At 66.8% G+C, this 26,368-nt stretch carries 28 protein-coding genes and 5 tRNA genes; 15 read left to right on the top strand and 18 right to left on the bottom strand.

The annotated features are described in order from the left end of the window. Positions 1–16: 16 nt before the first annotated feature. The 3 genes from IBJ82_RS08615 to IBJ82_RS08605 form a co-directional block, all read right to left on the bottom strand. Positions 17–107: transfer RNA gene (locus IBJ82_RS08615), tRNA-Ser, on the bottom strand. A 46-nt stretch (positions 108–153) separates the two neighbouring features. Then, positions 154–588, bottom strand: coding sequence for a nucleoside deaminase (locus tag IBJ82_RS08610; protein ID WP_194826172.1), 435 nt, complete (start codon positions 586–588; stop codon positions 154–156). 11 nt (positions 589–599) lie between these two features. Then, positions 600–1,139 carry a tRNA adenosine deaminase-associated protein gene (locus IBJ82_RS08605; protein ID WP_194825441.1) on the bottom strand — a complete coding sequence of 180 codons (540 nt, stop codon included), beginning with the start codon at positions 1,137–1,139 and terminating at the stop codon, positions 600–602. A 58-nt stretch (positions 1,140–1,197) separates the two neighbouring features. Here IBJ82_RS08605 and IBJ82_RS08600 point away from each other — a divergent pair, with 58 nt between their 5' ends. Further along, positions 1,198–2,145: a prephenate dehydrogenase gene (locus IBJ82_RS08600; RefSeq protein WP_194825440.1), complete on the top strand. Its 948-nt coding sequence runs from the start codon at positions 1,198–1,200 to the stop codon at positions 2,143–2,145. Positions 2,146–2,163: 18 nt separating this feature from the next. Here the strand turns inward: IBJ82_RS08600 and IBJ82_RS08595 are convergent, their stop codons facing one another. Genes IBJ82_RS08595 through IBJ82_RS08585 form a run of 3 tightly spaced genes read right to left on the bottom strand, consistent with a single transcriptional unit; the run spans position 2,164 to position 6,435 of the window. Further along, positions 2,164–2,781: a putative glycolipid-binding domain-containing protein gene (locus IBJ82_RS08595; RefSeq protein ID WP_131816641.1), complete on the bottom strand. Its 618-nt coding sequence runs from the start codon at positions 2,779–2,781 to the stop codon at positions 2,164–2,166. A 49-nt stretch (positions 2,782–2,830) separates the two neighbouring features. Further along, the gene (locus IBJ82_RS08590; protein WP_194825439.1) at positions 2,831–4,690 is read right to left on the bottom strand and encodes an ABC transporter ATP-binding protein; all 1,860 of its coding nucleotides are present in this window, start codon (positions 4,688–4,690) and stop codon (positions 2,831–2,833) included. Further along, positions 4,687–6,435 (bottom strand): ABC transporter ATP-binding protein, encoded by a 1,749-nt coding sequence (locus IBJ82_RS08585; RefSeq protein WP_194825438.1) that lies wholly within the window; start codon positions 6,433–6,435, stop codon positions 4,687–4,689. Before IBJ82_RS08585 ends, IBJ82_RS08590 begins: the two co-directional genes overlap by 4 nt. 480 nt (positions 6,436–6,915) lie before the next feature. On the opposite strand from IBJ82_RS08585, the gene IBJ82_RS08580 reads away from it, so the two are divergent. Then, positions 6,916–8,049 carry a DNA cytosine methyltransferase gene (locus tag IBJ82_RS08580; protein ID WP_194826171.1) on the top strand — a complete coding sequence of 378 codons (1,134 nt, stop codon included), beginning with the start codon at positions 6,916–6,918 and terminating at the stop codon, positions 8,047–8,049. Further along, the gene (locus tag IBJ82_RS08575; protein ID WP_063004636.1) at positions 8,046–8,480 is read left to right on the top strand and encodes a very short patch repair endonuclease; all 435 of its coding nucleotides are present in this window, start codon (positions 8,046–8,048) and stop codon (positions 8,478–8,480) included. Before IBJ82_RS08580 ends, IBJ82_RS08575 begins: the two co-directional genes overlap by 4 nt. 18 nt (positions 8,481–8,498) lie before the next feature. Here IBJ82_RS08575 and IBJ82_RS35060 read toward each other — a convergent pair whose 3' ends face one another. Beyond that, positions 8,499–8,627: a hypothetical protein gene (locus IBJ82_RS35060; RefSeq protein WP_255532839.1), complete on the bottom strand. Its 129-nt coding sequence runs from the start codon at positions 8,625–8,627 to the stop codon at positions 8,499–8,501. A gap of 146 nt (positions 8,628–8,773) precedes the next feature. Here IBJ82_RS35060 and IBJ82_RS08570 point away from each other — a divergent pair, with 146 nt between their 5' ends. Further along, a complete protein-coding gene (locus IBJ82_RS08570) occupies positions 8,774–9,454 on the top strand; it encodes a DUF998 domain-containing protein (protein WP_370585225.1) in 681 nt (226 codons plus the stop codon). Here the strand turns inward: IBJ82_RS08570 and IBJ82_RS08565 are convergent. Continuing rightward, complete coding sequence (locus IBJ82_RS08565) at positions 9,447–11,027, bottom strand: esterase-like activity of phytase family protein (RefSeq protein WP_370585224.1); 1,581 nt, start codon at positions 11,025–11,027, stop codon at positions 9,447–9,449. The two genes, IBJ82_RS08570 and IBJ82_RS08565, sit on opposite strands and share 8 nt — an antisense overlap. An 85-nt stretch (positions 11,028–11,112) precedes the next feature. On the opposite strand from IBJ82_RS08565, the gene IBJ82_RS08560 reads away from it, so the two are divergent. Both IBJ82_RS08560 and IBJ82_RS08555 read left to right on the top strand, forming a co-directional pair. Then, positions 11,113–11,508 (top strand): Rid family hydrolase, encoded by a 396-nt coding sequence (locus IBJ82_RS08560; RefSeq protein ID WP_194825436.1) that lies wholly within the window; start codon positions 11,113–11,115, stop codon positions 11,506–11,508. Positions 11,509–11,652: 144 nt separating this feature from the next. Continuing rightward, the gene (locus tag IBJ82_RS08555; protein ID WP_194825435.1) at positions 11,653–12,378 is read left to right on the top strand and encodes a maleylpyruvate isomerase family mycothiol-dependent enzyme; all 726 of its coding nucleotides are present in this window, start codon (positions 11,653–11,655) and stop codon (positions 12,376–12,378) included. 293 nt (positions 12,379–12,671) lie between these two features. Here IBJ82_RS08555 and IBJ82_RS08550 read toward each other — a convergent pair whose 3' ends face one another. The 5 genes from IBJ82_RS08550 to IBJ82_RS08530 form a co-directional block, all read right to left on the bottom strand. Further along, entirely contained in the window at positions 12,672–13,103 is a 432-nt protein-coding gene (locus IBJ82_RS08550; protein ID WP_194825434.1) for a hypothetical protein, read from the bottom strand. A 46-nt stretch (positions 13,104–13,149) separates the two neighbouring features. Continuing rightward, positions 13,150–13,245 (bottom strand) — tRNA-OTHER (locus tag IBJ82_RS08545). Positions 13,246–14,029: 784 nt separating this feature from the next. Beyond that, positions 14,030–14,102: transfer RNA gene (locus tag IBJ82_RS08540), tRNA-Arg, on the bottom strand. A 40-nt stretch (positions 14,103–14,142) separates the two neighbouring features. Beyond that, positions 14,143–14,232 (bottom strand) — tRNA-Ser (locus IBJ82_RS08535). Between the two features lie 93 nt (positions 14,233–14,325). Next, positions 14,326–15,042, bottom strand: a complete 717-nt coding sequence (locus IBJ82_RS08530; protein WP_194825433.1) for a dienelactone hydrolase family protein — start codon at positions 15,040–15,042, stop codon at positions 14,326–14,328. Between the two features lie 89 nt (positions 15,043–15,131). On the opposite strand from IBJ82_RS08530, the gene hisC reads away from it, so the two are divergent. The 4 genes from hisC (at position 15,132) to IBJ82_RS08510 (ending at position 18,819) form a co-directional block, all read left to right on the top strand. Continuing rightward, positions 15,132–16,208: a histidinol-phosphate transaminase gene (gene hisC, locus IBJ82_RS08525; RefSeq protein WP_194825432.1), complete on the top strand. Its 1,077-nt coding sequence runs from the start codon at positions 15,132–15,134 to the stop codon at positions 16,206–16,208. Positions 16,209–16,563: 355 nt separating this feature from the next. Next, entirely contained in the window at positions 16,564–17,634 is a 1,071-nt protein-coding gene (locus tag IBJ82_RS08520) for a nitric oxide synthase oxygenase (RefSeq protein WP_370585292.1), read from the top strand. A 170-nt stretch (positions 17,635–17,804) separates the two neighbouring features. Continuing rightward, a complete protein-coding gene (locus IBJ82_RS08515; RefSeq protein ID WP_228536810.1) occupies positions 17,805–18,293 on the top strand; it encodes a PRC-barrel domain-containing protein in 489 nt (162 codons plus the stop codon). A gap of 157 nt (positions 18,294–18,450) precedes the next feature. Further along, complete coding sequence (locus IBJ82_RS08510; RefSeq protein WP_194825431.1) at positions 18,451–18,819, top strand: nuclear transport factor 2 family protein; 369 nt, start codon at positions 18,451–18,453, stop codon at positions 18,817–18,819. Here the strand turns inward: IBJ82_RS08510 and IBJ82_RS08505 are convergent, their stop codons facing one another. Together IBJ82_RS08505 and IBJ82_RS08500 are read right to left on the bottom strand one after the other, a co-directional pair. After that, on the bottom strand, positions 18,820–18,972 hold the full coding sequence (locus IBJ82_RS08505) for a hypothetical protein (protein WP_194825430.1): 153 nt from the start codon (positions 18,970–18,972) through the stop codon (positions 18,820–18,822). Positions 18,973–19,365: 393 nt separating this feature from the next. After that, positions 19,366–19,974, bottom strand: a complete 609-nt coding sequence (locus IBJ82_RS08500) for a TetR/AcrR family transcriptional regulator (RefSeq protein WP_194825429.1) — start codon at positions 19,972–19,974, stop codon at positions 19,366–19,368. A gap of 178 nt (positions 19,975–20,152) precedes the next feature. Between IBJ82_RS08500 and IBJ82_RS34600 the strand changes: the two genes are divergently transcribed. Beyond that, positions 20,153–20,371, top strand: coding sequence for a hypothetical protein (locus tag IBJ82_RS34600; protein ID WP_228536809.1), 219 nt, complete (start codon positions 20,153–20,155; stop codon positions 20,369–20,371). Further along, positions 20,368–21,288 carry an alpha/beta hydrolase gene (locus IBJ82_RS08490; protein WP_194825428.1) on the top strand — a complete coding sequence of 307 codons (921 nt, stop codon included), beginning with the start codon at positions 20,368–20,370 and terminating at the stop codon, positions 21,286–21,288. Before IBJ82_RS34600 ends, IBJ82_RS08490 begins: the two co-directional genes overlap by 4 nt. Positions 21,289–21,457: 169 nt before the next feature. On the opposite strand, the gene IBJ82_RS08485 is transcribed toward IBJ82_RS08490, so the two are convergent. Then, a complete protein-coding gene (locus IBJ82_RS08485; RefSeq protein WP_194825427.1) occupies positions 21,458–22,126 on the bottom strand; it encodes a YdcF family protein in 669 nt (222 codons plus the stop codon). 60 nt (positions 22,127–22,186) lie between these two features. Beyond that, positions 22,187–22,274: transfer RNA gene (locus IBJ82_RS08480), tRNA-Ser, on the bottom strand. Between the two features lie 83 nt (positions 22,275–22,357). Here IBJ82_RS08480 and IBJ82_RS08475 point away from each other — a divergent pair. Continuing rightward, on the top strand, positions 22,358–23,341 hold the full coding sequence (locus IBJ82_RS08475) for an NAD(P)H-quinone oxidoreductase (RefSeq protein ID WP_194825426.1): 984 nt from the start codon (positions 22,358–22,360) through the stop codon (positions 23,339–23,341). Between the two features lie 12 nt (positions 23,342–23,353). Here the strand turns inward: IBJ82_RS08475 and IBJ82_RS08470 are convergent, their stop codons facing one another. Next, entirely contained in the window at positions 23,354–24,556 is a 1,203-nt protein-coding gene (locus tag IBJ82_RS08470) for a cysteine desulfurase-like protein (protein ID WP_056822759.1), read from the bottom strand. Between the two features lie 86 nt (positions 24,557–24,642). Here IBJ82_RS08470 and IBJ82_RS08465 point away from each other — a divergent pair, with 86 nt between their 5' ends. Both IBJ82_RS08465 and IBJ82_RS08460 read left to right on the top strand, forming a co-directional pair. After that, complete coding sequence (locus IBJ82_RS08465) at positions 24,643–25,221, top strand: bacterial proteasome activator family protein (protein WP_194825425.1); 579 nt, start codon at positions 24,643–24,645, stop codon at positions 25,219–25,221. A gap of 312 nt (positions 25,222–25,533) precedes the next feature. Next, positions 25,534–26,361 carry an ABC transporter permease gene (locus IBJ82_RS08460; RefSeq protein WP_194826168.1) on the top strand — a complete coding sequence of 276 codons (828 nt, stop codon included), beginning with the start codon at positions 25,534–25,536 and terminating at the stop codon, positions 26,359–26,361. Positions 26,362–26,368 lie beyond the last annotated feature (7 nt).

The raw sequence follows: 26,368 nt of genomic DNA, 5'->3' as shown, positions 1-26,368 counted from the left end.
ACAAGTGGGAGGCTCTTGGCGGTGGCGGAGGGATTTGAACCCTCGGAGGGGGGTTACCCCTCACACGCTTTCGAGGCGTGCTCCTTAGGCCGCTCGGACACGCCACCGCCGACTACGGTACCGGAGTGGGTGGACGATTGTTAAATCGGCTGGTCAGCGTTGGTTTTTGAAGAAGGTGTCGAGGAGGGCTACGCAGTCCGATTCGAGGATTCCGCCGCGGACTTCGGGGCGGTGGTTGAGGCGGCGGTCGCGGACCACGTCCCAGAGCGAGCCGACGGCACCGGTTTTGGGTTCCCACGCACCGAAGACGACCTTGCCGACCCGGGCCAGAACCAGCGCGCCCGCGCACATGGTGCACGGTTCGAGGGTGACGGCCAGGGTCGCGCCCTCGAGGCGCCATCCGTCACCGTGGACAGCCGCGGCCGCGCGCAGGGCGAGCACTTCGGCGTGGGCGGTCGGGTCGCCGCGGGCTTCCCTGGCGTTGGTGGCGCGAGCGAGTTCGCGGCCCTGTGCGTCGAAGACGACGGCGCCGACCGGCACATCGCGCGGGTCGGCGTCGGCTGCGGCCGCCAAGGCGGCGCGCATCATCTCTTCGTCGGTCACCTCGGCATTTTGTCCAGGACCGCGGCGAATTCGTCGGCGAAACCGAGGCGCTGGGCGATCATGCCGAGCTGCTCGTCGGGATAGAGGTCGGTTTCGGCGATGATCACACTGAGGACCGGTTCGGGGAGGCCGAGGTCGGCCAGCATTCCCAGGTCGCCCTCTTCCCACGGTTCGACGTCGTCGAGGTCGTCGGGGTCGATATCGGGGATCTCGACATTGAGCGCGTCGAGGACGTCGGCGGCGATGTCGTAGTCGATCGCCGCGGTCGCGTCGGAGACGAGCAGCCGGGTGCCGCTCGGCGCGGGACGCAACACGATGAAGAATTCGTCGTCGACGTCGATCAGGCCGAAGACCGCACCTGAGCTGCGCAAAGCCTTCAGCTCGGTCTCCGCGGCCGACAGATCGTGCAGGGCTTCGGAGCTGAGCGGGCTGACCCGCCACGTGCCTTCTTCGCGGACCACGGCCACTGCGAACCCTTCGACGTCGAAGTCGTCATCCGACGTCGCCCTGTTCGTGCCCGAGCGCTGTGCTGCCATGGACCAAACGGTAGTCTGTCCCACCCCTAATGATGAACTCGTGTGCCAATCTGTTCCGATGAGCATCGACGAGCGTGGGGCTGTTTGCGTCCTCGGGACCGGCCTGATCGGCGGTTCACTGCTGCGCGCCGCCGTCGCATCGGGGTACCCGGCGTTCGGCTACAACCGCTCCGAATCCGGGGTTTCCGCGGCGTGTCAGGACGGCTTCGACGTCTCCGGCGACCTGTCCGCGGTGCTCATTCGGGCCGCCGAAGTAGACGCGCTGCTGGTAATCGCGGTACCGATGCCCGCCGTCGAATATCTACTGGCCGACGTCGCCGCGCTCGCGCCCGGCTGCCCGCTGACCGATGTGGTGAGCGTGAAGGGGCCGGTGCTGGACGCGGTGCGAAAGCATGGGCTCGAGGCCCTGTATGTGGGTGGGCATCCGATGACCGGCACCGCCCAATCCGGTTGGGCTGCAACAGATTCAGACCTCTTTCAGGGTGCTGTGTGGGCCGTCGGGGTGGACGAGGGCACGCGAGCAGAACCATGGTCGCGGGTGGTACGGCTCGCCTTGGATTGCGGGTCGGTGGTGGTTCCGGTGCGCGCCGAGGAACACGATCAGGCCGTCGCGCGGATCTCGCATCTGCCGCACGTATTGGCCGAAGCGCTGGCCGCTGCGGGTGCCGAGGGCGGGAAACTGGCGCTCGGTCTGGCGGCGGGTTCGTTCCGCGACGGGACCCGCGTCGCGGCCACCGCCCCCGACCTCGTGCGCGCCATCTGCGAACCGAACGCGACCGCGCTGGGCCGGGTCCTCGACGAGGCCATCGAGACACTTGTCACTGCACGCGACTCCCTGCGTGCGGACCGTGACCTCGGCGAACTCGTCGAGACGGGTTTCCGCGGTCGCACCGCCTACGACGACCGCACGACCTCAGACATCACCGGCATCACTCCCGGCACCGGCGACTGGCTCGGCGACCTGCATCGTGCGGGTCGCGACGGTGGCGTGCTGCGCGCACTCTGAGTCCCTGCCTTCGCCGGATCAGGCGCGCTCGGCCAGTCCCGGGTAGTCCAGGACGAAACCTTCCGGGTCGACCGTCAGGGTGGCGCTCGACACCGGCGACAGGACGTTGATGCCGTCGGCCGCGCTCGAGTAGGTGAGCTCGGCCTCTTGCACCAGCAGGTCGGGTAGTCGCACGTAGACCACCGGAACCTGGACGTCACCGACAGCGTGCTGGAGGCTGAACCGCCGGATCGGCAGGGTGTTGAAGAACGGACTCAACACCACGTCGACGTCGAGTGCGCCGCCGAAGGTGGAGCGCACGTGGGTGCCGCCCGCGTCGACGAGCCAGTAGTTCTCCTCGTCACGCGAGATCGAGGCGTGGCGTTCACCGGCCGCGGTGGTGGTGCGCAGCGACAACCGCCGCGTGGCGCCCGCCTCATCGGTGACGAGGTCGTAGGACGCGCTGAACGCCGGGTGCTCGTCGCCGGCACTACCTATCAGTCGGCCCGCCGCCCTGATCCGATTGCCGTTCACCGTCACGCGCACCGATTCCATGCGGGAGTTGTCGTGGGCACGCCAGGTGAGCACCGTAGGCCACCGGGAGGCCGGCTTGATCTCGGTGGGGCCGTCGGCCGGGCCCGGGGCTGGGGTCGTCACCTCTCTACGGTAAGCGACACCAGCCCCGCCGCCACACAACACGGGCGCATCACACCAGCGAATCCCGCCATGCGGCGTGCAATCCGGCGAAGCGTCCCTGGCCCGCGATCAACTCGGCCGGTGCGCCGTCCTCCACGATCCGGCCTCCGTCGAGCACCAGCACCCGGTCGGCAATGGCCACGGTGGACAGTCGGTGCGCGATGATCACGGCCGTGCGGTCGCGCAGCAGCGTCTCCAGCGCGTGCTGAACCAGTCGCTCACCGGGGATGTCCAGGCTGGACGTGGCCTCGTCGAGCACGATCACCGCCGGATCGGCCAGGAACACCCGAGCGAACGCCACCAGCTGACGCTGCCCCGCCGAAAGCCTGCCGCCGCGCGTGCGCACGTCGGTGGCATACCCGTCGGGCAGTCCCGCGACGAACGCGTCCAGCCCCACCGCACGCGCGGCCGCGGCGACCTCGGCGTCGGTCGCGTCGGGCCTGCCGAGCCGGATGTTGTCGGCGATGGTGCCGGAGAACAGGTAGGCCTCCTGCGTGATCATCACGACGTGCCTGCGCAACTCGGCATCGGCCAGGTCGCGCAGATCCACCTCGTCGAGGGTGATGACGCCACCGCTCGGGTCGTAGAACCGGGTGAGCAGTTTCGCCAGCGTCGACTTGCCCGCGCCGGTGGCGCCGACCAGCGCCACCACCTGTCCGGCCGGGATCTCCAGGTCGAACTCCGGCAGCACCGAGGTGGTGTTGTAGCCGAAGCTGACCTTGTCCATCCGCACCGCGCCGGTCGAGTAGTCGAGCGTGACCGGGCGTTCCGGTTCGGCGACGGCCGGTTCCTCCTCGAGCACGCCGGAGATCTTCTCCAGCGCCGCGGCGGCGGACTGGTAGGAGTTGAACACCTGCGCGAGTTCGTCGAGCGGACCGTAGAACTGGTCGAGGTAGAGCAGGTACGCGGCGAGCACACCGATGGCGAGGTTGCCCTCCATCACCTGCCAGGCGCCGACCAGCAGCACGATCACCGTGGTGAGCTTGCCGATGAAGTTCGACAGCCCGACGTAGTCGCCCATTCCGCGAACCGCGGTGGTGGTCGCCTTCTGGTACACCGAGTCCTCGGCGCCGAGGACCTCCTCGTTGCGGTGTTCGCGACGGAATGCCTGCACCGCGCGCATACCGCTCATCGATTCGACGAACTGCACGACAACGCGCGAGATCGCGCCGCGCGTGCGCCGATAGCCCGCCCGTTGACGCCGCTGCGCCCACCGGGTGACCAGTACCAGCGGCACGAACCCGATCAACACGATCGAGGCGAGCATCGGATCGAGCCAGATCAACAGCGCCGCGATGGTCACCACCGAGATCACCGCGCTCAGCGCCTGATTCAGCGCGCCTTCGAGCAGCTCCTGTAGGGCTTCGATATCGCTGGTGAGCCGGGTGACGACCTTGCCCGAGGTGTACTTCTCGTGGAATGACACGCTCAACCGCTGCGTGTGCTGGAACGCGCGCACCCGCAGGTCGAACAGCACCCGCTGACTCAGCCACCCGGAGGCCCGCAGGAAGGCGAACGTGGTGAGCCCCGACAGCAACGTCACCCCGACGAAGCCGGCGACGGTCGCGAGCATCGGCGTCCAATTGCCCTGGCGCCCTTGGGCGATGCCGTGGTCGAGGCCGTAGGCGATGAACAGCGGCAGCGACACCTTGGCCGCGTTGTCGAGCAGGATCAGGACGAAGGTTCCGATCGCCTGCTTGCGGTAGGGCCGCACCAGATCGAGGAGCAGTCGCCGGGATCGACCGGCCAGCACCAGGTTTCCGGTTCCGGTGACGGTGTCGTCTTCCTTGGCGATACCCCGCCAGTCGGCGGCCAGATCGGATTCCTTCTCCGGCACTGCCTCTTCCGGTGTCACGGTCTCGGTGCTCATGCCTCACCTCCCATCAGTTCGCGGTAGTGACTGCTCGTGCGCAGCAGTTTCTCGTGGCTGCCCTCGGCGACGATGCGACCGTCGGCGAGCAGGGCGACGCGGTCGGCCAGTGCGGCGGTGGACGGCCGGTGCGCGACGAGCAGGGTGGTCGCTCCGGAGAGCACCGAGCGCAGCCGATCCTGCACGCGCTCTTCGGTTTCCACGTCCAGGGCAGAGAGCGGATCGTCGAGGACCATGATCCGGCCGCTCGCCGCGGTGTCACCGGTGAGCACAGCCCTGGCCAGGGCCAGACGCTGACGCTGTCCGCCGGACAGACTCATGCCTTGCTCACCGATGCGGGTGTCGAGCCCCCACGGCAACGCGTCGACGAACTCGCCCGCCTGCGCGACATCGAGCGCCAGACGCACATCGGCGTCGGTGGCGCGCGGGTCACCCAGTGCGACGTTCTCGCGCACGCTGGCCGAGAACAGCACCGGTTCCTCGAAGGCCACCGTCACCACCCGGCGCAGCTCGGCCAGCTGCAGGGTGGCGATATCGACGCCGTCGATGGTGATGCTGCCGCCACTGACGTCGTAGAGCCGGGGAATCAGCTCGAGCAGCGCGGTTTTACCGCTGCCCGTCGCGCCGACGAGCGCGACCGTCTCCCCCGGCCTGATCCGCAGCGAAATCTCTTCCAGCACGGTGTGCTCCGGTCCGTCTCCAGATCGCGGGTAGGCGAAGCGGACACGGTCGATCACCAGTTCCCCGCGCAGCGCGGTGGGTAGTTCCGCGGGGTTCGGTGGGTCGGCGATGTCGAGCGGGGTGTCGATGATCTCCCAGAACCGATCGGCCGCGGTGCGCGCCTCGAACAGCTCCGACAACAGGAACCCGAGCCAGATGATCGGCCACTGCAGGAACGTGGCCAGCGTGATGCTCGCGACGAGCGTGCCCATCGTCATCGACCCCTGCACCACCGAGTAGCCGCCCACCCCGAGCGACACCGCGATAGACACGGTCGGCAGGGTCACCAACGCCGCCCACAGCGTCGCGTCGAGGCGCACCTTCTCCATCTCGGTGCGCTGCAGTTCTCGGGACAGGGCGGTGAAGCGCGTACCGAAGAACCGGCCACGACCCAGCGCCTTGAGCACCCGCACGCCCTGCGCGGATTCCTGGGCGATGGTGGCCAGGTCGCCGGACTGGTCCTGCGAACGCCGCGAGGCCACCTCGAAACGGCGAACGAATCGCGCGCAGAACAGCGTCAACGGCAGGGACGTAACCGTGAAGATCAGTCCCACTTGCCAATTCATCGCGAACAGCACGATCAGCCCGGTGGGCATGATCACCCCGTTGACGATGAGGAACGGGCCTGCGAACGCGACGAATCGCCGCATCACCGACAGATCGTCGATCGCGCGCGAGAGCAACTGGCCCGACTGCCAGCCGTCGTGGCGGCCGATCGAGAGCGCCTGCAGCTGGGTGAAGAGCTTGGCGCGCATGGTGATCTCGAACAGCGTCGAAGGCTTGGATACCAGCCATCGCCTGCCCCACATACCGAACGATTCGAGCGAGCCGAGCAGAAAGATCAGCGCGACCGGCGCCAGCAGGCCGACGAAATCCCGCTGTGCGATCGGCCCGTCGATCACCCGCGCGATAACGAGCGGAATCGCGATCGCGGTGCTCGCGGTAACGATCGCCAGCGCGTTCGCCAGCAGCAGCGGCACCCGGTAGGGGCGGAGAAAGGGCAGAAATCGCCTCAGCGACCGCATCCCCCCACTCGACCGCGGCGCAGGCCGCTCCGATCTGTCGGCCTCCGATTCGGCAGCCGCCAGCTCTGATGTGACAGACAAAACTCCCCCTTGATGCCCGGTCGGCTGGTTGGTTTTCCGGTACGGACGCCAGGTGATGTTCGCACCGGGGTCCGACAAGTTCGGCCCTTCAAGAGTCCCAGAGCACCCCCGCCTCCGGCCACCGATTTTCCTCCCGGCAACGCCCCTTCGTCCACCTGGGCGACCCGACGCCGTACACCGCCCCCGTGCACCTCCTGATCCCTCGACCTTCGAGCGAGCCCCACCGTCCATCTGCTGAAGCACTCGACCTTCTTGGCCGATCGTTCGCGGTCGGCTCGCTGTTCAGCGGCCCGATACAATGCGACGCGGGCGCGAGTATCGGCCGCCGAACAGCGGGCCGCTCAGGGCCGCGAACTCGAGCGCGGCCGCGCTCCGAAGACACAGGGGTCGTTGATGCGGATGGTCGGGTTGTTCGCCGGGATCGGCGGGCTCGAACTCGGTCTGAGCAGGCATGGCTGGACCTCGGAGCTGCTGTGCGAGATCGACCCCGGCGCCCAGGGCGTCCTTTCCGCTCGATTCCCCGACACCGACCTGCACGGCGACATCACCCGACTGCGTTCACTGCCCGCGGGCACCGAGCTCGTCGCGGCCGGTTTCCCCTGCCAGGACCTGTCACAGGCCGGGCGCACGGCGGGCATCACCGGGCGTCGATCCGGCCTGGTCGACGAGGTGTTCCGGCTGGTTCGCAGGCAGCGTGGGCCGCGCTGGTTGTTGATCGAGAATGTCCCGTTCATGCTGCAGCTGGGTCGTGGTGCGGCGATGCGCCACATCACCGCCGCGCTGGAGGAGCTCGGATATGCCTGGGCGTACCGGGTCGTCGACGGCCGCGCGTTCGGCTTGCCGCAGCGGCGTCAGCGCGTGCTGATGCTGGCTTCGCGCACCGAGGACCCCCGTCAGGTGCTGTTCGGCGACGACGCAGGCCCCCGCGACTACGGCGACCCGGAGCGCGATCCGTGTGGTTTCTACTGGACCGAAGGTGTGCGTGGCCTCGGCTGGGCGGTGAACGCCGTGCCGACCCTCAAGGGTGGCTCCGGGCTCGGCATCGCCAGTCCGCCCGCGGTCCGGCTGCCCTCCGGCGAGATCGTGACGCCGGGCATCGTCGACGGTGAACGATTACAAGGCTTCGACGCCGACTGGACCGCCCCCGCCATCGACGTTCCCGGCGTGCGCCACGGTCACCGTTGGAAACTGGTGGGCAACGCGGTGAGTGTGCGGATGGCGAACTGGGTCGGTGAACGCCTGGCCGCACCGTCGGATCCGCTGACCGTGGGAGAACCGATTGCCGCGGGCCAACCATGGCCGAGCGCGGCCTGGGGTCACGCGGGCGTCGTGCACCGCGTTCCCCTCTCGACCTGGCCGGTCCACGAGCCCTACGAGGACCTGAAGAACTTCCTCGCCGAACCTCGCCTGCTCTCTCCCCGCGCGACGGCGGGATTCCTGCGTCGCACCGAGATGGGAAACCTGCGCTTTCCGCCCGGATTCCTCGACGATGTCCGCGACCACCTCGACCGCATGGGCGGCTGGGCGGCATGAGCGCGCGGCGGGCCTTGTCGCCACCGACCGACGCGGCGACGAGTGCACGCATGTCCAAACAGCGACGCGCGAACACCGCTCCCGAGCTGGCACTACGCCGCGAATTACACCGCGCGGGCCTGCGCTATTTCGTCGACCGCCCGCCCATCAAAGGTCAGCGTCGGCGCGCGGATGTGGTGTTTCCCCGGCTGCGCATCGCCGTGTATGTCGACGGATGTTTCTGGCATCGCTGCCCTGCTCACGCGACCGATCCGAAGAACAACGCGCAGTGGTGGGCCGACAAGTTGGCAGGCAACGTCGCCCGCGATCGGGCCACCGATGCCGCGTTGACGGCGGCGGGCTGGCGGGTCGTGCGGGTGTGGGAGCACGAGGATCCGCACACGGCAGCTGAGCGGATCACCGCACTGGTGGAGCGATCAAAGCCCAGCTGACCTGCGCCTATTACAGTTTCAGCGACGACGCGGAGTGCTTTCGGCGCGAACCCGCACCCGTGCGCGCGACGCATCCGCCGCTACGAAGCCGGACACGGCCAGTGCCAGGATCGTGGCGAAACTTGCCAGCGCGATCACGTAGCTCATCGAGGACCTCTCCGTTGGTTACCAACCACCCTGCACGGTGAACCTGACAGCAACCTGTGCGTGCCTGTGCTGCTCGATGAAACCACGTCCGCGTTCTCGACGCGCCTGATCGGGGCGGTGTAGGCCGGACACGCACAATGGTCGGTGTGACCGAATCCGCACGGCACACCCGTGGCTATTCGTTGCTGATCGCCCTCGCGATCGCGGTCGCGGGCCTGTGCTATTCGTCCTGGCTGCTGGAATTCGCGCTGCCGATCGACACCGACCCGGTCAACGACTTCCTCAGCGAACTCGATGCCGAGGGCAAGCCGTACCGCGAGGTGTTCGGCACCGCCGACAAAGTGGTCGGCCTGTTGCTCATCCCGGCGGCGCTGGGTGGACTGCTCGTTTTCCGGCGCCGCCGATTGACCACGATCGGCTGGACAGCCCTGCTCTGCTTCGGTGCGTCCACGATCGCCGACGCCCTGCTCCCGCTGCACGACTGCGCCGCGGGTAACAGCACGTGCGGCGGCGACAGCGGCCTGTTCCCGCAACTGCACCAACCACACGCGCTGACGAGCACCCTGGCCGTCACCTCGATCGCGGTGGCGGCGTTCGCGTTCAGCGCCGCCGCCTACCGCTACCACCGTTGGCGGATCCTGCGCGAGTTCGGCGTCGCGGTGCTGATTCTCGGGTCGGCGGCCACCATCTGGATGATGGTCGCCGACAACCTGTCCGGCTCCTACGCACTCGGCATCGCCCAGCGAATCCAGGTCGGCACCATGTCACTGTGGCTGCTCGCCCTGGCCACCGCGGTCCTCATCGAAGCCCGCGAGTGGACTACTTGACGGTGATCTTCACCGTGTAGCCGTCGATCTTCGCTGGCAGCTTGGTGGTGTCGACCGCGAGCACCTCGCCGGTGTCCTGCATGCCGTTGGGCAACGTCTTGGGCTTCAGACCGAACGGGGGCTGTTCGCCCTGGCCGGCGGCAAGGCCGAAGTCGCTGTCGTTGGCGATGTAGATGGTCTTGCCACCGTCGAGGGTGGCGATGCCCTCGATCTTGTCGTGACCGAAGAATCGGCCCTTCTCGTCGAGCGCGACGACCAGCGCGGAGAGGTCGAGGTTGCTCTTCTTCGCGACGGGGGTGACGCCCGCCTTGGTGAGCGCGGCGACGGCATCGGCGGTCGGGGTGACGCCGATCAGCGTTTCCAGCGGCTTGCCGTCGATCAGCAGGCCGCCCTTCTCGGCGTCATAGGTCGCGCCGGGCACCGCGGCCTGCGGGCCGACATCGGTGGCGCCCGCGATGTCGATGGTCCAGATCTTCTTGTTCGACTCGGGTGCGAGGTTGCCGTCGCGCTCGTCGACCAGGAAGGTGGTGGCGCTCAGTGCGGTGATCTCCGAGACCGCGACCTTGGACTGCTTCGGGTTTTCCAGCGGGTACAGGAATTCCTTCTGCGCCTTGGTCTTCAGGTCCACGGTCACGATGCGCGCGAACGGCACCTCCTTGGCCGAACCGCTCAGCCCGGGGGTGTTGAGTGCGCTCTGCACCATCCCGACCAGGGTGCTGCCGTCGGGGGTGATGGTCAGCCCCTCCATGCCCTGGTTGGGCGTGCGCAGGGCGATCTCCTTCGGCAGGCCCTTGCCTGGGGCGAGCCGCTCGATCTCGGTGCCCTTGGCATCGAAATGCACCAGGAACGGGCCGTATTCGTCGGAGATCCAGAACGTGCCGTCGGCCAGTGCGACCAGGCCTTCGGGGTCGATACCGTGATCGGTGGGCGGCAGGACATTGCCCTGGAGGTCCTTGATGGTCTCGCCGGTGGTGGCCGAGATGTCGACCTGGCCGTTGAACGGTGCACCCGACTTACTGCGCAGCTCGATGCTCGACTGCAGCACGGCCTTGTTGTCGACCAACTTGAACCGGCCGATCTTTGGCACGAAACTCGGCGTCGGCGAGAGCTTTTCATTCTTGGCCGGACCGTCGACGTTCGGGCCACGGTCGGTGAGTCCGTAGAACTCGTCGGCGCTACCCGGCACCGGGGTCCAGGCCGACCCGAATCCACTGCCCTGCACAGTGGTGCCGCCGAATTCACCGAGCACCGGAATGTCGGTGGTGTAGAGGCGAACCGCGTCGGTGGTGGTGACCGTGAACTGGTCGAGACCGGTGTAGCCGGCGCTCGGGGTGTAGACGTAGGCGCCGTCGGCCCGGCGGGTGATGTTGCCGTGCTCGGGCTCGAGGCTGACCCCGAGCACCGCACTGCTACCGGCCTTGGCGACCAGGTCGTCGAGCGAGATCACCAGCGGCTGGTCCTTGCCCGCGGTGAAGCCGGCATCGGGATCCGGCGCTGAGCAGCCCGCCACAACGGCGGCAGCGCACAGAGCGGCGGTGAGAGGAAGGAGGCGTAGACCTGGACGTGCGTTCACCTGGCATGCATACCGTCGCGAGCCGACCAGTAGACGACCGGCAAATGAATTGTCCTCCACCCCTCGGTGGACCATCCTGGCGATCATGACCACAACTCGGGTGAACATTTCCTCAGCCTCCGATTTCGAAGATGTCGTCGGGTATTCGCGGGCGGTACGGGTCGGCAACCAGGTCGTCATCAGTGGCACCACGGCCGCCGTTGCCGGTGGTGGCGCGGTCGGCGGCGACGACATCGGCGCGCAGACCCGTGAGGTCTTGGCCCGCATCGCCGCAGCCCTCGAGCAGGCCGGGGCGAGTGTGCGCGATGTGGTGCGCACGCGCATGTTCGTCACCGATATCGCCCGCTGGCCCGAGGTCGCGGCCGCTCATGCCGAGGTGTTCGGCACGATCCGCCCCGCGGCCTCCATGTACGAAGTCACCGCGTTGATCGCCCCCGGACTGCTGGTCGAGATCGAGGCGGACGCGATCATCGCTGACTGAATCGTCACACGGGCCTACTCCGGCTCTCCGGCGCCGACGGCTGAAAACGCCTGGTTATCCACAGGCTCAGAGTTATCCACAGGGCAGTTTCGATGCCGTCGTTATCGCCTGTGCGCCGGAGACCTGACCACTACTCTCGAATCTGTGACCAGCGAAACGGCTACTCCCACCGACCTGCTCGATCAGCTCGCCACCTCCACCGCGCGCATCGACACCGCGATCGGCTCGCTCACCGATGCGGCCCTGGCCGAACCGTCCCTGTTACCGGGGTGGACCCGCGGTCACGTGCTCGCCCACCTGTCACGCAATGCCGACAGCCTGCTGAACCTGCTGCTGTGGGCCCACACCGGTATCGAGATGCCGCAGTATCCGAACGTCGCCGTCCGCGACGCCGACATCGAGGCGGGCGCACCCCGCCCGCTGACCGTGCAGCGCGCGGACTTCACCGCCACCGCGCACCGCTGGCAGGCTGTCGCCACCACCATGCCCGCCGCCGACTGGCAGGCCGAGGTCCGCAATCGCCAGGGCGGCACCCTCACCGCCGACCAGATTCCCTGGATGCGCCTGCGCGAGACCGAAATCCACCATGTGGACCTCGACATCGGCTACACCCCCGCCGACTGGCCCGCCCCCTTCGTCGCCCGCCTGCTCCCCGAAACCATCACCGACCTCTCCGCCAAACTCCTCCCCGAAGCCACCCCCACCTTCGACATCCAGTCCACCGACACAGATTTCATTGCCACCGTGGGCCCCGGCCGCCCCCACCACACCGTCCTCGGCCCCGCCTGGGCTCTCCTGGGGTGGCTGGTCGGCCGCACCTCCGGCAACGACCTCACCGGCCCCCTACCGCCGCTGCCGGCCTGGAAGTAGCCCGCTCCGACGAAAGTACCTCCGCCCCACCAGAGTCCCGAAGCGACCGGCCCCGCAAACGACTCGGACCATCACGCAAAAAACGACCCCGTATCAGTTGATACGGGGTCGATCTCGTTGCGCCCGAAGGGATTCGACCCTTACCTCTTCATTGTTCCGTTGCTCTGCGATTGTCCGCTGATGTACTCCCAAACCTGCTGCTACCAGCATGTTTTGAGGGACGAAGTGAAGACCCCACGGAGCAACGTCAGATCAGTCGATGCAGCCGTCCACCACCCCGGTGGGCGGCTTGCTCACATGACGATCAGCGCAACGTATGCCGCGATTATGATGACGGCGAACACCATGGCGACGTAGCTGAGCACCGCACCGGGCGCGGGCTGACGCTCGGCGGCCAGCGCGCCCTTCTTGAAGATCTGCGCCGGCGCGGTGTAGTGCACCTCGGTGGTGTGCCCGGGAAAGACCTGAACCTGGGCGAAGTTGCCGCCGTAGGCCATCCCCCACTGCGTCGCGTCGACTGCCACCGTGTGCACACCGGGCGGTCCGGGAACGAAGTTGGCACCCCACTTGGTGTTCGGGATCGGATAGCCGTTGACCGCGACCTTCGTGCCGATACCGAAGGCGATCGGCAGCTTCCACGTGTGGACGACGATGCCGGTCTCCCCCGGCACCGCACGGAACTGTTGCTGCGCCGGAACGGCGGGCCCGGGTACGACACCGGTCATGAGATTTCCCCTCGAGCTGAGCGCCGGGCCTCGAGCCCGGCATTTGCGGAGACGGAGGGATTTGAACCCCCGATGGTTTACCCATGCTCGCTTTCAAGCCGACTGGCGACCGTCCGCCGGGAGTCTACTGACGTCCGTACCCCTACGCGAAGTGCTGAAATGCTTCCGTGGGGGTTTCGTCGTGTCCGGGGTCGTATGCACGAGTTGTGGCACCTGCGTGACAACTTCGGGAGGTCGGTTCCATGCGAGCTGTCCGCCATCGAACGTCCTCTTCTGCCGATTTCCGGGTGCGAACACAGGGGATTGTTTCCGAGGGCAACGTTCTTCACCACATCAGAACGATCGCCTCCAGATCAGAACGATCACCTCCAGGCCCACGACGTAGCCTACGAGCGCCGCGGCCACACCACCGAGCACCACTCCGAGCCAGGACCTGCCGCGCCACCGAAGTGTCACCACCACGAGGGTGGTGAACACAAGCATTCCGATGAGCAGAGCTACGCCAGGTGAGTGATCAACGTACATAGGGTAGCTATCTGCGTTATTGGAGGCCACGGTGGTCGAATCGGCTCATCGGGAGTGGATGTTTCACCGCTGCCAGAAGATAATGGCCACACTCGTTATGCCTAGCTGCGAGGGTGTCGGCACGCTGCAGGCCTTGGACAGGGACTAAGCAAGGTCTCCAGAAAACTGCGGGGTACACGAACGCCCTCTAACGCCGCTCACCCCGCGTAGCTTCCGTCCGACTGTCGCGGCGGTGGTCCGTAACGACCTCGGTCCGGCTCGAGCACAAGCCCAGTTGTCGCATGCGAAGCTGGATACAACCGAGCGGCACTACCTCGAACGGCGGACTGTCGGACCGGCGAGATTCCCCGAAACGTAAAACCGCCCCTCACCAGTAAATCCTGGTGAGGGGCGGTTCTTTGTGCGCCCGAAGGGATTCGAACCCCTAACCTCTTGATCCGTAGTCAAGTGCTCTATCCGTTGAGCTACGGGCGCATGGTCGTGCATCTTCAGTTGTTACCCAGCGAACTGGGTGTGGCGGAGGCGAGAGGATTTGAACCTCCGGTCCCCGTGAAGGGACAACTCATTAGCAGTGAGTCCCATTCGGCCGCTCTGGCACGCCTCCTGGAGCCTTCTCTTTCGAGGGCACCGGTCCTTGTCGAACCGCCGGGAATGAAGATTACACGAGCAGTCGTAGTAGTCCAAAACGCCTGGTCAATCAGCGTAAATTGCTGTCGAACCAGTCGTAGATACGGGTCTGGGAATCGATGCGGATGGCGGCGGCCGCCTCGTCTTCGGGGTCGGGGCGATCGGCGCGGTGGCTCAGGCCGGGATAGCTGATAGTGAGACTGGCCACATCCGCCTTAGCCGTGGCCTCGCGCAGGCGGTCGACCGCCTCGGGTGGGGTGGCCGGGTCGTCGGCGCCGAAGAGGCCGAGCCAGGGGGCTTGGAGGTCGGCGGCGACATCGACCAGGGCGGCGTTCTGATCGTGGAGCGGTTCGGTGATGCCGGGGGCGGACACGCTCACCGCGGCGCCGATGGGGCGGGTGGCGGCGACGAGGAAAGCGGCGGTGCCCGCGCTGTCGAAGCCGAGGACGCCGATGGTGTCGGGGAAGACTCCGCGACCGGTGAGCCAGTCGAAGCCGGCGTCGAAGTCGTCGAAGAGTTCCTCGCCGAAGACGTCCTGTGCCAGCGGGTCGGCGATGCGGTCGAACAGATGTGGCGCGACGACGATCCAGCCCTCGGCGGACAACGCACGCATCAGGTCGAGCAGCTGGGACGAGAATTCACGGGATTCGTGCAGGACAACGATGCCGCCGCGGGCCACCCGTTCGGGCTCGACCACCGTGATCGGCACGGCAGTGCGTCTCCCGACGGTGTCCGTGTCTACATCCACCGGCCGCAAGGGGGCGACATCGTCGTAAGTGCCCGGCATTAACCCAGCGTAGGCGGCAGAACTGGACTTGGGTAGGCCTAGAAGGCCGCGCCGCATGTCACGGCGGCCGATCATCGTAGGGTGGAGGCGTGACCGCGCACATCCGTCCCGACCTCGCCACCATCCCGGCCTACGTTCCCGGCCGTAACCACCCCGATGCGGTGAAGCTCGCGTCCAACGAGACCACTTTCGGTCCGTTGCCGAGCGCTACGAAGGCGATCGCGGAGTCCGCCGAGCAGGCCAACCGCTACCCGGACAATCAGGTCGGCGAGCTGCGGGTGGCGCTGGCCGAGTTCCTCGACGTCACCGTTGCCAATATCGCGGTCGGCTGCGGCAGTGTGGCGCTGTGCCAGGAACTCGTGCAGATCACCTGTGACGCACCCACCGACGAGGTGGTGTTCGCGTGGCGCTCGTTCGAGGCGTATCCGATCGTCACGCAGGTGGGCAACGCGACCGCGGTGCAGGTGCCGCTCGCCCCTGACTACCTGCACGATCTGGACGCGATGGCCGACGCGGTCACCGAGCGCACCAAGCTGATCTTCGTCTGCAACCCGAACAACCCCACCGGCACCGCCCACGGGCGTGCCGAGCTGGAACGATTCCTCGATCGAGTGCCCCCGCATGTTCTCGTTGTGCTCGACGAGGCCTACTACGAGTACCTGCGGCTGACCCCGCGGACTCGCCCCGACGGCGTCGAGATCGGTCGCACCAGGCCGAATGTCGTTGTACTGCGCACTTTCTCGAAGGCCTATGGTCTGGCCGGGCTGCGCGTCGGCTACGCGGTGGGCGATCCCGAGGTGATCGCCGCGCTGCTGAAGGTGCATATCCCGTTCAGCGTGAACCGGATCGCGCAGGTCGCCGCGATCGCCTCGTTGCAGGCGCGTGGAGAGTTGCTCGATCGCACGGATGTGCTGGTGGCACAACGGCATCGGCTCCGTGACGCGTTGCTGGCCGCGGGCTACGAGGTGCCGCCGAGCGAGGCCAATTTCGTGTGGTTGCCCCTGGGCGAGCGCAGTATCGAGTTCGCCGAGGCGAGTGCCCTTGCCGGAGTGCTGGTTCGGCCGTTCGCCGGCGACGGTGTGCGGGTGACGGTCGGCGATCCGCACGAGAACGAGCAGTTCCTCGAATTCGCCACCGCACCCGAAACGGCGGCCCGATTCCGTTAGTCCGGGACATGGTCAGCAACCCTTGACGCTGGTTTGCGGTGGGATTACCGCGAATTCGAGCACACTGCCAGCACACCGGTCGTAGGCTGGCTCAGGGCTGATTTCGGTGTTCGAACAGGATGAATATGCATGCGGCGACGACCAACCGATTACCTGGTCGACGCGCGCCACCGGTCGAGTGAATGTGTTCTCGGCGGGCAATCTTCCCGCGACGGAGGGTACGCCCGCACGGCCCCGCACCCTGCTGCCCGACCGGAGATGTACCGTGAACCAGAGCTCTCGCCCCGCAGTCTGCGAAACCCCAACCCCTACAGTCATATTGGCAGCGGAGGTCGCGGTTACCGCGCCGCCGCCGATCGAGCTGGATCGCCGTTTACACGACTGCGACGAGTTCTTCCGCTACCCCGAACTCGGGCACCTGCCCACCCAGCGTCGCCTCGGGGCGCTCGCCGAATTGCGTGATACCGGCACCTACACACAGACCGCCGAAGAGATTCTGATCGGCGCGAAATTGGCGTGGCGCAACCACGCTCGCTGCGTGGGCCGCAAACATTGGCGATCGCTGAAACTACTCGATGCCCGTCTGGTTACTTCCGCGCGAGAACTTTCCGAAGTGTGCTGGCAGCATTTGCGTCTGGCGACCAATGGCGGCGCGATTCAATCGATGATCACGGTCGGCCCGGCGGCCGTGCCCGGCGGTGGTGAATACCGGATCGAGAGTTCGCAGCTGATCCGCTATGCCGGATACCCGAACGGCGACGGCACCGTCACCGGCGATCCGGCCAATATCGCGGCCACCGAGCAGGCGCTGGAGCTGGGCTGGCGCGGGGAGCGCACGCCGTTCGACGTGTTGCCGGTGCTGATCAGCACGCCTACCGAGGACGTGCAGTATTTCGACGTTCCGCGCGAGCTGGTCCGCGAGGTCGACCTGATCCATCCCGACTACCCGTGGTTCGCCGCGCTCGGCCTGAAATGGCATGCGCTGCCCGCTGTTTCGAATATGGACCTGGATGTGGGCGGGGTTTGCTACCCCTTCGCTCCCTTCAACGGCTGGTATGTCGGCACCGAGATCGGCGCACGTAACCTCAGCGACGCCGATCGCTACAACATGCTGCCGTTGATCGCCGACATGATGGGTCTCGACACGTCATCGGTGCGGACGCTGTGGCGGGACAAGGCGCTGATCGAGCTCAATCATGCTGTGCTACACAGCTTTCGAGCCTCCGGCGTACACATGGTCGACCACCACACCGTGGCCAAGCAGTTCTGCGATCACGTGCAGCGCGAGGAAGCAGCAGGGCGCGCGTGCCCGACCGACTGGAGTTGGGTCAATCCACCCATCTCGTCCGGGCTCACGCCCACCTTCCACCGGTACTATGACGAACCCGACCTGGACATTCGACCGAATTTTGTCCGCCGAGATTGATCTACGGCGGGTTGTTTGGCCCGTGCACGGCCGGGTATTGGCTGTCACGTAGCCGAGCCCGGTCGTGCCGGGCGCTGCGGACCGACTGATCGCCCAACAACCCAGCGGGACCGACGAACGGACCTCACATGTCCGCGTTCGGCCTCCGCGTCAGGTAGGAGGGAATCATCATGACCAAGGCAACCCTGGAATCGCTGATCGGCGCCACCGCTTATGACGATCACGGCGACAAGATCGGCAAGGTCAAGCAGATCTACATCGACAACAACTCCGGCTCGCCGACCTGGGCCGCTGTCTCGACCGGACTGTTCAGCCACGACTCGCTGGTACCGCTGGCAGGCGCCGAGCATCGGGCCGACGACAACGCCCTGCACCTGCATGTCGCCAAGGAGCAGGTGAAGTCCGCGCCCCACCTCGATGAAGGCGGCCGGATCAGCGCGCAGTCCGAGCAGGAGCTGTTCGAGCACTATCACGTGGATCCACGGGCCGCGGGGTGGAATACCTACGGTCGCCAGCAGATCCGCCCCGATGACGAGATGCCGATGACCCACGGCAACCCCGCGCAGGCCAGGCACACCGACGACTCGATGGTGCGCTCGGAGGAGCAGCTGCGCGTCGACACCGAGGGGATCGACGACCGACGCCGCGAGGCGCCCTAGCCCACAGCGCACCGTTCGATCAGTCGAACAGCCGCCCACCATCCGGTGGGCGGCTGGAGGTCCGAACGGGTTTCGCCCGGTCGCGGGCGAGCGTAGGGTTCTCGTACGGGCCGAATCGCCCTGGTCCGGCTCGTTTCGACGAGCGAGGGAGACCCAGATGAGCACCGCGTCCAGCTCAGGATTCGATGCCGATGCACTGCGCCGCGGAATCGAAAGCCGCGATGCCGCGACACTGCTGACGCTTTACAGCGACGATGCCGAGATCCGCATGGTCGATCACCGCGACCAACCCAGCCATCCCCGGGTGATGCACGGCCGCTCGGCGATCAGCGCGATGTTCGACGACGTGTGCGCCAGGGAGATGACCCACTCTCTCGATAGCGTCCTGATCGACGGCGACCACATCGCCTTCGTGGAATCGTGCCGCTACCCGGACGGCACTCGCGTTCTGGCGCATTCGATGGCCAATCTGCGCGAGGGCCGCATTGTCGACCAGACCTCGATCCAGGCGTGGGACGAAGGGTAGTCAGCGAAAATCAGCGACGTGGTCGGCGGCCCACCGGTGGTAGTCGCGGGCCGGCGACCCGGTGACATCGTGCACCGTTGTGCCTGGTGTGTCGACGTACCCGGTGAGCCCGCTCAGCACTACGCGGGCGATGTCGGGCGGGAGCCAACTCATCTGCGCGCCGCTTCGGGCTGATCTCCTCCCAGACCAGCGCGCGTACGAGTGCGGCGCCGGAGTTGCGACCACTGCATGGCACCTTCGGGAGTGGTTATTTCTATGAGTAGTGATCACAGTCGGCGTGCAGCGGTGGGGTGTAGGTCGTCGTGAGGCAGACCCGGCACGTGTGCGTTCGATGGTGACCGCCGATCCGGATACAGGGCACCGCTCCGATGAGTACCCGGCCGGGGCCGAGCCGGTGACCGTTCGGACAGTAGCGGGGAGCCGGTTCCGTCCAGCGCCCATTGCGCAGATAGAGCCGGATCGATTCGCACATACGTTCGATTATCTACCGAACTCTCAGCGGATGCGATCCGGCCTCGGCCGATGGGGCCGACCATGTATGACGGATTACGCGTCGCGAATGCCGGCGTTGAGGAGGTGCAGGGCCGCTTCGGCGGTGGCGGCGACGAGGGCGTCGTCGAGGGGGCCGGTGGCCGGAAGCATTGCGTGCAGCAGCAGGGGGCCGGTCAGGATGTCGAAGACGACGGTGGGGTGAGTGAACGGTGGGATCTCGCCGCGGTCGACGGCGCGTTGGAACATTGCCTGGGTGGATCGGCGGCGTGGCGCCATGAAGGCTTCGTGGAACAACGCACTCCATTGCGGGTCGCCGCTGATGTCGCCGAGCAGGCCGGCGATGCCTGCTGCGACGATCGGCGTGCGGAAGAACTCGACCTGTAGACGTTGCAGCTCGATCAGGTCGCCGCGCAGGGTGCCGGTGTCAGGTGCTGGATCGGTGCCGAAATGCACGGCCAGGGCGCTGGCGATCAGGGCGACGCGGCCTGGGAATCGGCGGTACAGCGCGGTGCGTGTGGTGCCGGCCACGTTAGCGACTCGGTCGATGGTGACTGCGCTGTAACCGTCTGTCAGCAACAACTGTTCGACGGCGGTGGCGATGGCGGTGTCCAAGGCCGTATTGCGGGGTCGGCCCATCCCGGCGGATTTTTCCTTGTCAGACATACGCTACGAATTGTAGCGGATTACCCCTTGTCAGACATACGCGACACAACGTAGCGTATGTCCATGGCTGAAATCTGGATCATCGGCGCGGCCGGCTGCGCCGGGCGAAGTATCAGTGCCGAGACGCTCACCAGCGAGCATCGGATCGTGATCCGTGGGAGTCGCGGCGATACCCGTCGTGGACGGCCTGGGCCCGGCGGTGCTGGCCAGCGTTCGGTTGGAGGCGGCTGAGAGCTACGCAATCACCAGCCGCGTCGCGGCCACGGTCGCGGCCCGGCTCGCGGACGGCGACGGCAGCCCTGGCGCGTTAACCCCCGGCGCATTGTTCGGCCCCGATCTCGCCCGATCCGCGGGCGGCACCATCACAGTTAACTCCAACGCGAAGGACCAGCGATGACAAACACCACCCGAGAGCACGTGCGTATCCCCGCAGGCGCGGACACCGAACTGGACTGCTGGCTGTACCTGCCGTCGTCACCGGCTCCGCATCCGACGGTAGTGATGGCGCACGGCATCGGCGGAGTCAAGGCGGCCGGGTTGGCACCGTTCGCGGAGTTCTTCGCCGACAACGGATTCGCGGCCCTCGTGTTCGACTACCGGCACTGGGGCCGCTCGGGCGGCGAACCACGCGAGTTGCTGTCGATCCGCCGCCAGCGCGAGGATTACCGCACCGCTCTCGCATGGGCGCGCCGCCACGCCGCGATCGACAACGACCGGCTGTTCATCTGGGGAACCTCCTTCGCCAGCATGCACATTCTCGATATCGCCGCTACCGATCCGGCATTGGCCGGAGCCATCGCGCAATGTCCCCTCGTCGACGGATTGGCCGGGATGGGGAATGTGGCTCTACCGCGTGCGCTGCGCCTGACCGCCACCGCAGTGGCTGACGCGCTCTCGGGCGTCGTCGGCAACCCGCCGAAATACCTGCCGCTCAGCGTCGGACCCGACAGCCTCGGCGTGATCGCGACAGAAGACTCACTGACCGGACTGCATCGACTCACCCCCACCGACGGCGAGCCCTGGCCCAACCGCATCACCGCACGATCACTGCTCGAGATCGCTGTCCATCGCCCCGTCCGAATCGCCCACCGCATCCGATGCCCTCTACTGATGGTCGTTGCCGAATCCGACACTATGGCCCCCACCGGACCCGCCACCCAGGCCGCCGCGCGAGCACCCCGCGGCGAGCTCTACCGCAGCCGCGGCGGGCATTACGACGTCTATCACGGCGGGATCGACCACTCCGACGTGCTCCGAGTCGAGCTGGAATTCCTCACCAGGCACGCCCGATCGGCACGCCAGACCTCCTCCTAGCGCGAACAGGACGAACTCCGCTCGGTCGGTACCGCCCGGGATCGTCCATGCGGCTACATCACCTGGCGGGCTCCAGCGAACTGGAGTGCGCGCTCATCCCGCTGATCGTGCGTCGGATACCCCTTGCTCGGATTCGGCCCGGCGGCCGACCGCGTGGTGCTGCCGTAGGTCAAGCGGGAAGGAGTCGAGAGGTGTACCCGGCGTTGACGAGTCGGTCGTAGGCGTCCTTCACGGCAGATGGGACATCTTGTTCGATAGCCCAACCGCGCTCGGGGTACAGCCAGAGGCGCTGGGTGTCGCCGACCAGTGTGTCGATGACCCGATCGGCATCGCCGATAGCGGCAATGTATTCGTCGAGTTCGAGCGGGAGGGACGAGCAGATGACCTCGACCTCCGGCCAGTGCTTGCGAAATATGGCGTAGCTGCGTCGCTGCTGGTACGGCCTCGATATGAGGGTTGCGCTTCGGATCGAGTCGGCCAGTCCGTGATCCGCGAGCACGGCGCGGGTGAAATCGATGTTCTCGCTGGTGTTCTCGGCTTTCGGTTCGAGAAGGATCGCCTCAGAGGGCACTCCTCGCTCGATGGCGTGTTCCCTGTAGTGCACGGCTTCGCCGCGCGGGAATCGTTCGACTGTTGTCGGGGCGTTCGCGCCGGTGAACACGATGAGCGGGAACATGCCGGCCTGATAGAGCTGGGCGGTCTGGGTGGCGACGCCTAGATCATGGCTACCGAGACCGATGCCGACGTCGGTCGGTCGCATGTCATGGTCGAGTTGGTTGTACTGCCACAGTGTCTCGACATCGGGACGAACCGCGGCGGGACAGGCGGGCGTCGGCATCGGCAGCACCTCTCGGTCGGGCAGCAGATTGCAAAAGTCCACTGGCTGACCTGCGGTCTTTGGCGGAGACGGAGGGATTTGAACCCCCGATGGTTTTACCCATGCTCGCTTTCAAGGCGAGTGCATTCGGCCGCTCTGCCACGTCTCCCTGCCCTGGATCGTAGCTGATCGGCAGATCAGAGGCGGCGTGGGTTCTGGTTCCGTGACGTCGGCGGGGGCAGGATTGCACCCATGTATGCGATTCAACTGAACGGGTTCGGCGGGCCGGAAGTCATGGAGTGGACCGTGGCGGTCGATCCGGAGCCGGGGCCCGGTGAGGTGTTGGTGGAAGTTGCTGCGGCGGGGGTCAATCGGGCTGATGTGATGCAGCGGAAGGGTTTCTATCCGCCGCCTGCCGACGCCAGTTCGATACTCGGGTTGGAGTGTTCGGGGACGATTGTGAAGCTGGGGGCGGGGGTCGCGGACTGGCAGGTCGGGGATCGGGTGTGCGCGTTGCTGGCGGGGGGTGGGTACGCGCAGTTGGTGGCGGTGCCGGTGACGCAGCTGCTGCCGATTCCGGAGGGGATGGACGCGATCGCGGCCGCGGGGTTGCCGGAGGTGGCGGCGACGGTCTGGTCGAATCTGGTGATGACGGCGGGTGTGCGGTCGGGGCAGCTGGTGTTGATCCATGGTGGCGGCGGCGGGATCGGGACACACGCGATCCAGGTGATGCGAGGGCTCGGGGCGCGGGTGGCGGTGACGGCCGGGTCGGCCGAGAAGCTGACCAAGTGTGCCGAACTGGGGGCGGAGATCTTGATCAACTATCGGACCGAGGACTTCGTCGCGGTGGTCGCGGACGAGGGCGGCGCCGACGTGATCCTCGACAACATGGGTGCGGTCTACCTGCAACGCAATGTGGAAGCGCTTGCCCCGCACGGACAGCTGGTGGTGATCGGCATGCAGGGCGGCACTACCGGCGAGCTGAATGTCGCGGCGCTGCTGCGCAAGTGGGGCTCGGTGCACGCGACGAATGTGCGCAGCCGCCCACGAATGGGTCCGGGCAGTAAGGCCGAGATCATCGCGGCGGTCCGCGCCCAGCTGTGGCCGCAGGTAGTGGCGGGCGAGATCGTTCCGGTGATCTCCACCGAACTGCCGGTCACAGAGGCCGCCCGCGCGCACGAGATGCTCGACGAGTCACAGACCTTCGGCAAGGTGATCCTGCGCGTAGGCGACTGACAGAGCCACGGGTTATTCGAGGGCGCTGAGGGCGCGACCGAGCTGGTCGATCTCGTGGCGGGTCGTATAGGGCGCCAGACCGATCGTCACCGCACCGCCCTCATCGTTCACGCCGAGCGCGTCGAGCAGTCGACTCCCGCCGTGTACGCCGCTGACCGTGCCGATCCTGGCATCGGCCAGCTTGGCCGCCACCTTCTCCGCCTGCATCCCGGCCATCGTGAAACTGACCGTCGGGATGCGGGTGGAGGCGCGGCCGATCACGGTGAGATTGTCGACCTTCTCCAGCACCTGCATGAGGTGGTCGAAGAGCTGGTCGTGATAGTCCTGCAGCGAGGTGATCGACATCTCGAGGCGTTCGCGGCGGGTGCCGGTGGCGCGTTCGTCGAGTCCGGCGAGGAAGTCGATCGATTCGGTGAGCCCGGCCAGCAGGGCGTACTGATGTCCGCCCACTTCGAGGCGTTCAGCACCCTTGGCATAGGGGTTGAGCGACATCGAGGGGATGCGGTCGAGGAACGCGGGGTCGCGGAAAACCAGCGCGCCCACCTGCGGCCCGCCCCACGACGGTGCGCTCAGCGCGACCACGTCGGCATTGAGGTCGTCGATGTCGATCAGCGCGTAGGGCGCGGCGCCGAACGCGTCGGCCACCAGCAGGCCGCCCACGTCGTGCACCCGATCCGCCGCCACCCGGACGCCGGGCGCCGAACCCACGATCGGCGATGCGGCGGTGAGCGCGACCAGGCGCGCGGTGGGGCCGATCAGCTCCTCGAACTGCCACGACGGCATCTCGCAGGTCTCGATCTCCACCTCGGCCCAGCGCACATGCGCGCCGTACCGGTTGGCGATGCGCAGCCACGGGGCGACGTTGGCCTCGTCGTCCAGGCGGGAGAGCACGATGCCGGTACCGAGGCCCAGGCGTGAGCTCAGTGATTCGGCCAACCAGGCCAGCAGTACCGCACGATCAGGGCCGAGCACGACGCCGGCCGGATCTCCGCCGACCAGATCGGCGACCGCTTCCCTGGCGGCGTCGAGGATCGCGCCGCTGCGCGATGCCGCACCGTGGCGGCCGATGTGGGAAAACGAGGAGGTACGGAAACCCGTTGAGACGGCGCGAGATACCGAATCGGGAACCAGCATTCCCGCCTGCGGGTCCAGATGGATCCAGCCGTCGCCCAGGGACGGTATCAGGCCCCGAACCCTCGCGACGTCATAAGTCATGGTGGCCACTTTAAGGGCAGGGGGCCTCCCGGTGTAACCGCGTAGGGGTTTTAGCGCGAAGCCGGCGCACGCGCAATGATGGGGATATGACGCACTCGGAGGATGTCCCCGAATCCATCGTCGTGATCGGTCCCGACGGCCGTCCACTGACCGTGCCCGCCGACGCCGACAGCGCGTCCGCGTTCACCGCACAGGTCGTGCCCGACGACGAGAAGGCCGCGCGCGAGTCGGCCGAGTCGCTGACCGACATGGTCGAGCAGCCCGCCAAGGTGATGCGCATCGGCACGATGATCAAGCAGCTTCTCGAAGAGGTTCGCGCCGCACCGCTCGACGACGCCAGCCGCTCGCGCCTCAAGGAGATCCACAAGTCCTCGGTCCGCGAACTCGAACAGGGCCTCGCCCCGGAACTCCGCGAGGAACTCGAACGCCTCACCCTCCCCTTCACCGACGACTCGGTGCCCTCTGACGCGGAACTGCGCATCGCCCAGGCTCAGCTCGTCGGCTGGTTGGAGGGCCTGTTCCACGGCATCCAGACCGCGTTGTTCGCCCAGCAGATGGCCGCCCGCGCCCAGCTCGAGCAGATGCGCCAGGGTGCGCTGCCGCCGGGAATGCACGCGGGCGACGCCAAGGCAGGCGGCCATGTGGGCGGCGGTCAGTACCTGTAAACCCCCCGAGTCTCTTGTTCGCGGCCCGCCTCGATCTGGACTGAGTGGAGGGTGCGACGAAGGAGTACCCGGAGGGAGGGAAGATCGAGGCCCCCCGGGGCCGCGAACACCCGGCGCCAGCCGGAAAACAACCCTGTAAGGTCGGGGACCGTGCCCGCCGCTGCCGCTCGTCCTGATTCGGTCTCCGATCGCAGTGACGCGCGTACCGAAGAGAGCCCCGTGCATCCCCAAGACACCCCCACCGAGGCAGAGCTGGCCGAAGCCGCCGCTGCCGAGCACACCGCCGACGCGCCGCTGCTGGTGAAGACGCCGATGGTGTCGGATTCGCAGACCTTCGGGCGTGCGTTCAAAGACATGCGGGACGGTCTACATCAGCGCGAGCTGTGGCTGTCGCTGGGCTGGCAGGACATCAAGCAGCGCTACCGCCGTTCGGTGCTCGGTCCGTTCTGGATCACCATCGCGACCGGTTTGCAGGCGCTGGCGATGGGCCTGCTGTATTCGACGCTGCTGGATCAGCCGATCAGCGAATACCTGCCGTATGTGACGGTCGGTCTGATCGTGTGGAACGTCATCCAGGCTTCGATTCTCGAGGGCTCCGATGTGTTCATCGCCAACGAGGGACTGATCAAACAGTTGCCCTCGGCGCTGAGCGTGCACGTCTATCGCCTGGTCTGGCGCCAGTTCTTGTTCTTCGCCCACAATGCGGCGATCTACGCGGTGCTGGTGGTGGCGTTCTCGATCTGGCGCGATCTGGACTGGTCGTTCCTGCTGGTGATCCCCGCGATCCTGCTGCTGTTCCTCAACGCCATGTGGGTGACGATCGTCTTCGGCATCTTCTCCACCCGCTACCGCGATATCGCCCCGATCCTGGGCTCGATGACGCTGATGCTGTTCGTGCTGACCCCGGTGATGTGGTCGACGAAGGCGCTGGAGAACTCGGTCGGCGGCGCGGGCGACCGCGCCAAGCTCCTCGAGATCATCCCCACTTATCACTACCTGGAGATCGTGCGCGCTCCCCTACTCGGCGAACCGTCGGAGTGGCATCACTGGGCGGTCGTCTGTGCGTTCACCGTCGTCGGCTGGGCCGTCGCGGTCCTGGCGCTCAAGCAGTACCGTGCCCGCGTCCCGTACTGGGTTTAGGAGCAGT

Origin of the sequence: Nocardia sp. XZ_19_231 (assembly GCF_015355705.1) — a bacterium.
Taxonomy (GTDB): domain Bacteria; phylum Actinomycetota; class Actinomycetes; order Mycobacteriales; family Mycobacteriaceae; genus Nocardia; species Nocardia salmonicida.
The sequence above is the reverse complement of the archived record's forward strand: the minus strand, read 5'-3'. Positions and strand labels throughout refer to the sequence as shown.

Bases quoted from the DNA above. Each gene is read 5' to 3' on its own strand.
- IBJ82_RS08610 (WP_194826172.1), bottom strand. From the start codon at position 588: ATGATGCGCGCCGCCTTGGCGGCCGCAGCCGACGCCGACCCGCGCGAT.
- IBJ82_RS08605 (WP_194825441.1), bottom strand. From the start codon at position 1,139: ATGGCAGCACAGCGCTCGGGCACGAACAGGGCGACGTCGGATGACGAC.
- IBJ82_RS08600 (WP_194825440.1), top strand. From the start codon at position 1,198: ATGAGCATCGACGAGCGTGGGGCTGTTTGCGTCCTCGGGACCGGCCTG.
- IBJ82_RS08590 (WP_194825439.1), bottom strand. From the start codon at position 4,690: ATGAGCACCGAGACCGTGACACCGGAAGAGGCAGTGCCGGAGAAGGAA.
- IBJ82_RS08585 (WP_194825438.1), bottom strand. From the start codon at position 6,435: ATGCGGTCGCTGAGGCGATTTCTGCCCTTTCTCCGCCCCTACCGGGTG.
- IBJ82_RS08580 (WP_194826171.1), top strand. From the start codon at position 6,916: ATGGTCGGGTTGTTCGCCGGGATCGGCGGGCTCGAACTCGGTCTGAGC.
- IBJ82_RS08575 (WP_063004636.1), top strand. From the start codon at position 8,046: ATGAGCGCGCGGCGGGCCTTGTCGCCACCGACCGACGCGGCGACGAGT.
- IBJ82_RS35060 (WP_255532839.1), bottom strand. From the start codon at position 8,627: ATGAGCTACGTGATCGCGCTGGCAAGTTTCGCCACGATCCTGGCACTG.
- IBJ82_RS08560 (WP_194825436.1), top strand. From the start codon at position 11,113: ATGACCACAACTCGGGTGAACATTTCCTCAGCCTCCGATTTCGAAGAT.
- IBJ82_RS08550 (WP_194825434.1), bottom strand. From the start codon at position 13,103: ATGACCGGTGTCGTACCCGGGCCCGCCGTTCCGGCGCAGCAACAGTTC.
- IBJ82_RS08530 (WP_194825433.1), bottom strand. From the start codon at position 15,042: ATGCCGGGCACTTACGACGATGTCGCCCCCTTGCGGCCGGTGGATGTA.
- IBJ82_RS08515 (WP_228536810.1), top strand. From the start codon at position 17,805: ATGACCAAGGCAACCCTGGAATCGCTGATCGGCGCCACCGCTTATGAC.
- IBJ82_RS08510 (WP_194825431.1), top strand. From the start codon at position 18,451: ATGAGCACCGCGTCCAGCTCAGGATTCGATGCCGATGCACTGCGCCGC.
- IBJ82_RS08505 (WP_194825430.1), bottom strand. From the start codon at position 18,972: ATGAGTTGGCTCCCGCCCGACATCGCCCGCGTAGTGCTGAGCGGGCTC.
- IBJ82_RS08500 (WP_194825429.1), bottom strand. From the start codon at position 19,974: ATGTCTGACAAGGAAAAATCCGCCGGGATGGGCCGACCCCGCAATACG.
- IBJ82_RS08490 (WP_194825428.1), top strand. From the start codon at position 20,368: ATGACAAACACCACCCGAGAGCACGTGCGTATCCCCGCAGGCGCGGAC.
- IBJ82_RS08485 (WP_194825427.1), bottom strand. From the start codon at position 22,126: ATGCCGACGCCCGCCTGTCCCGCCGCGGTTCGTCCCGATGTCGAGACA.
- IBJ82_RS08475 (WP_194825426.1), top strand. From the start codon at position 22,358: ATGTATGCGATTCAACTGAACGGGTTCGGCGGGCCGGAAGTCATGGAG.
- IBJ82_RS08470 (WP_056822759.1), bottom strand. From the start codon at position 24,556: ATGACTTATGACGTCGCGAGGGTTCGGGGCCTGATACCGTCCCTGGGC.
- IBJ82_RS08465 (WP_194825425.1), top strand. From the start codon at position 24,643: ATGACGCACTCGGAGGATGTCCCCGAATCCATCGTCGTGATCGGTCCC.
- IBJ82_RS08460 (WP_194826168.1), top strand. From the start codon at position 25,534: ATGGTGTCGGATTCGCAGACCTTCGGGCGTGCGTTCAAAGACATGCGG.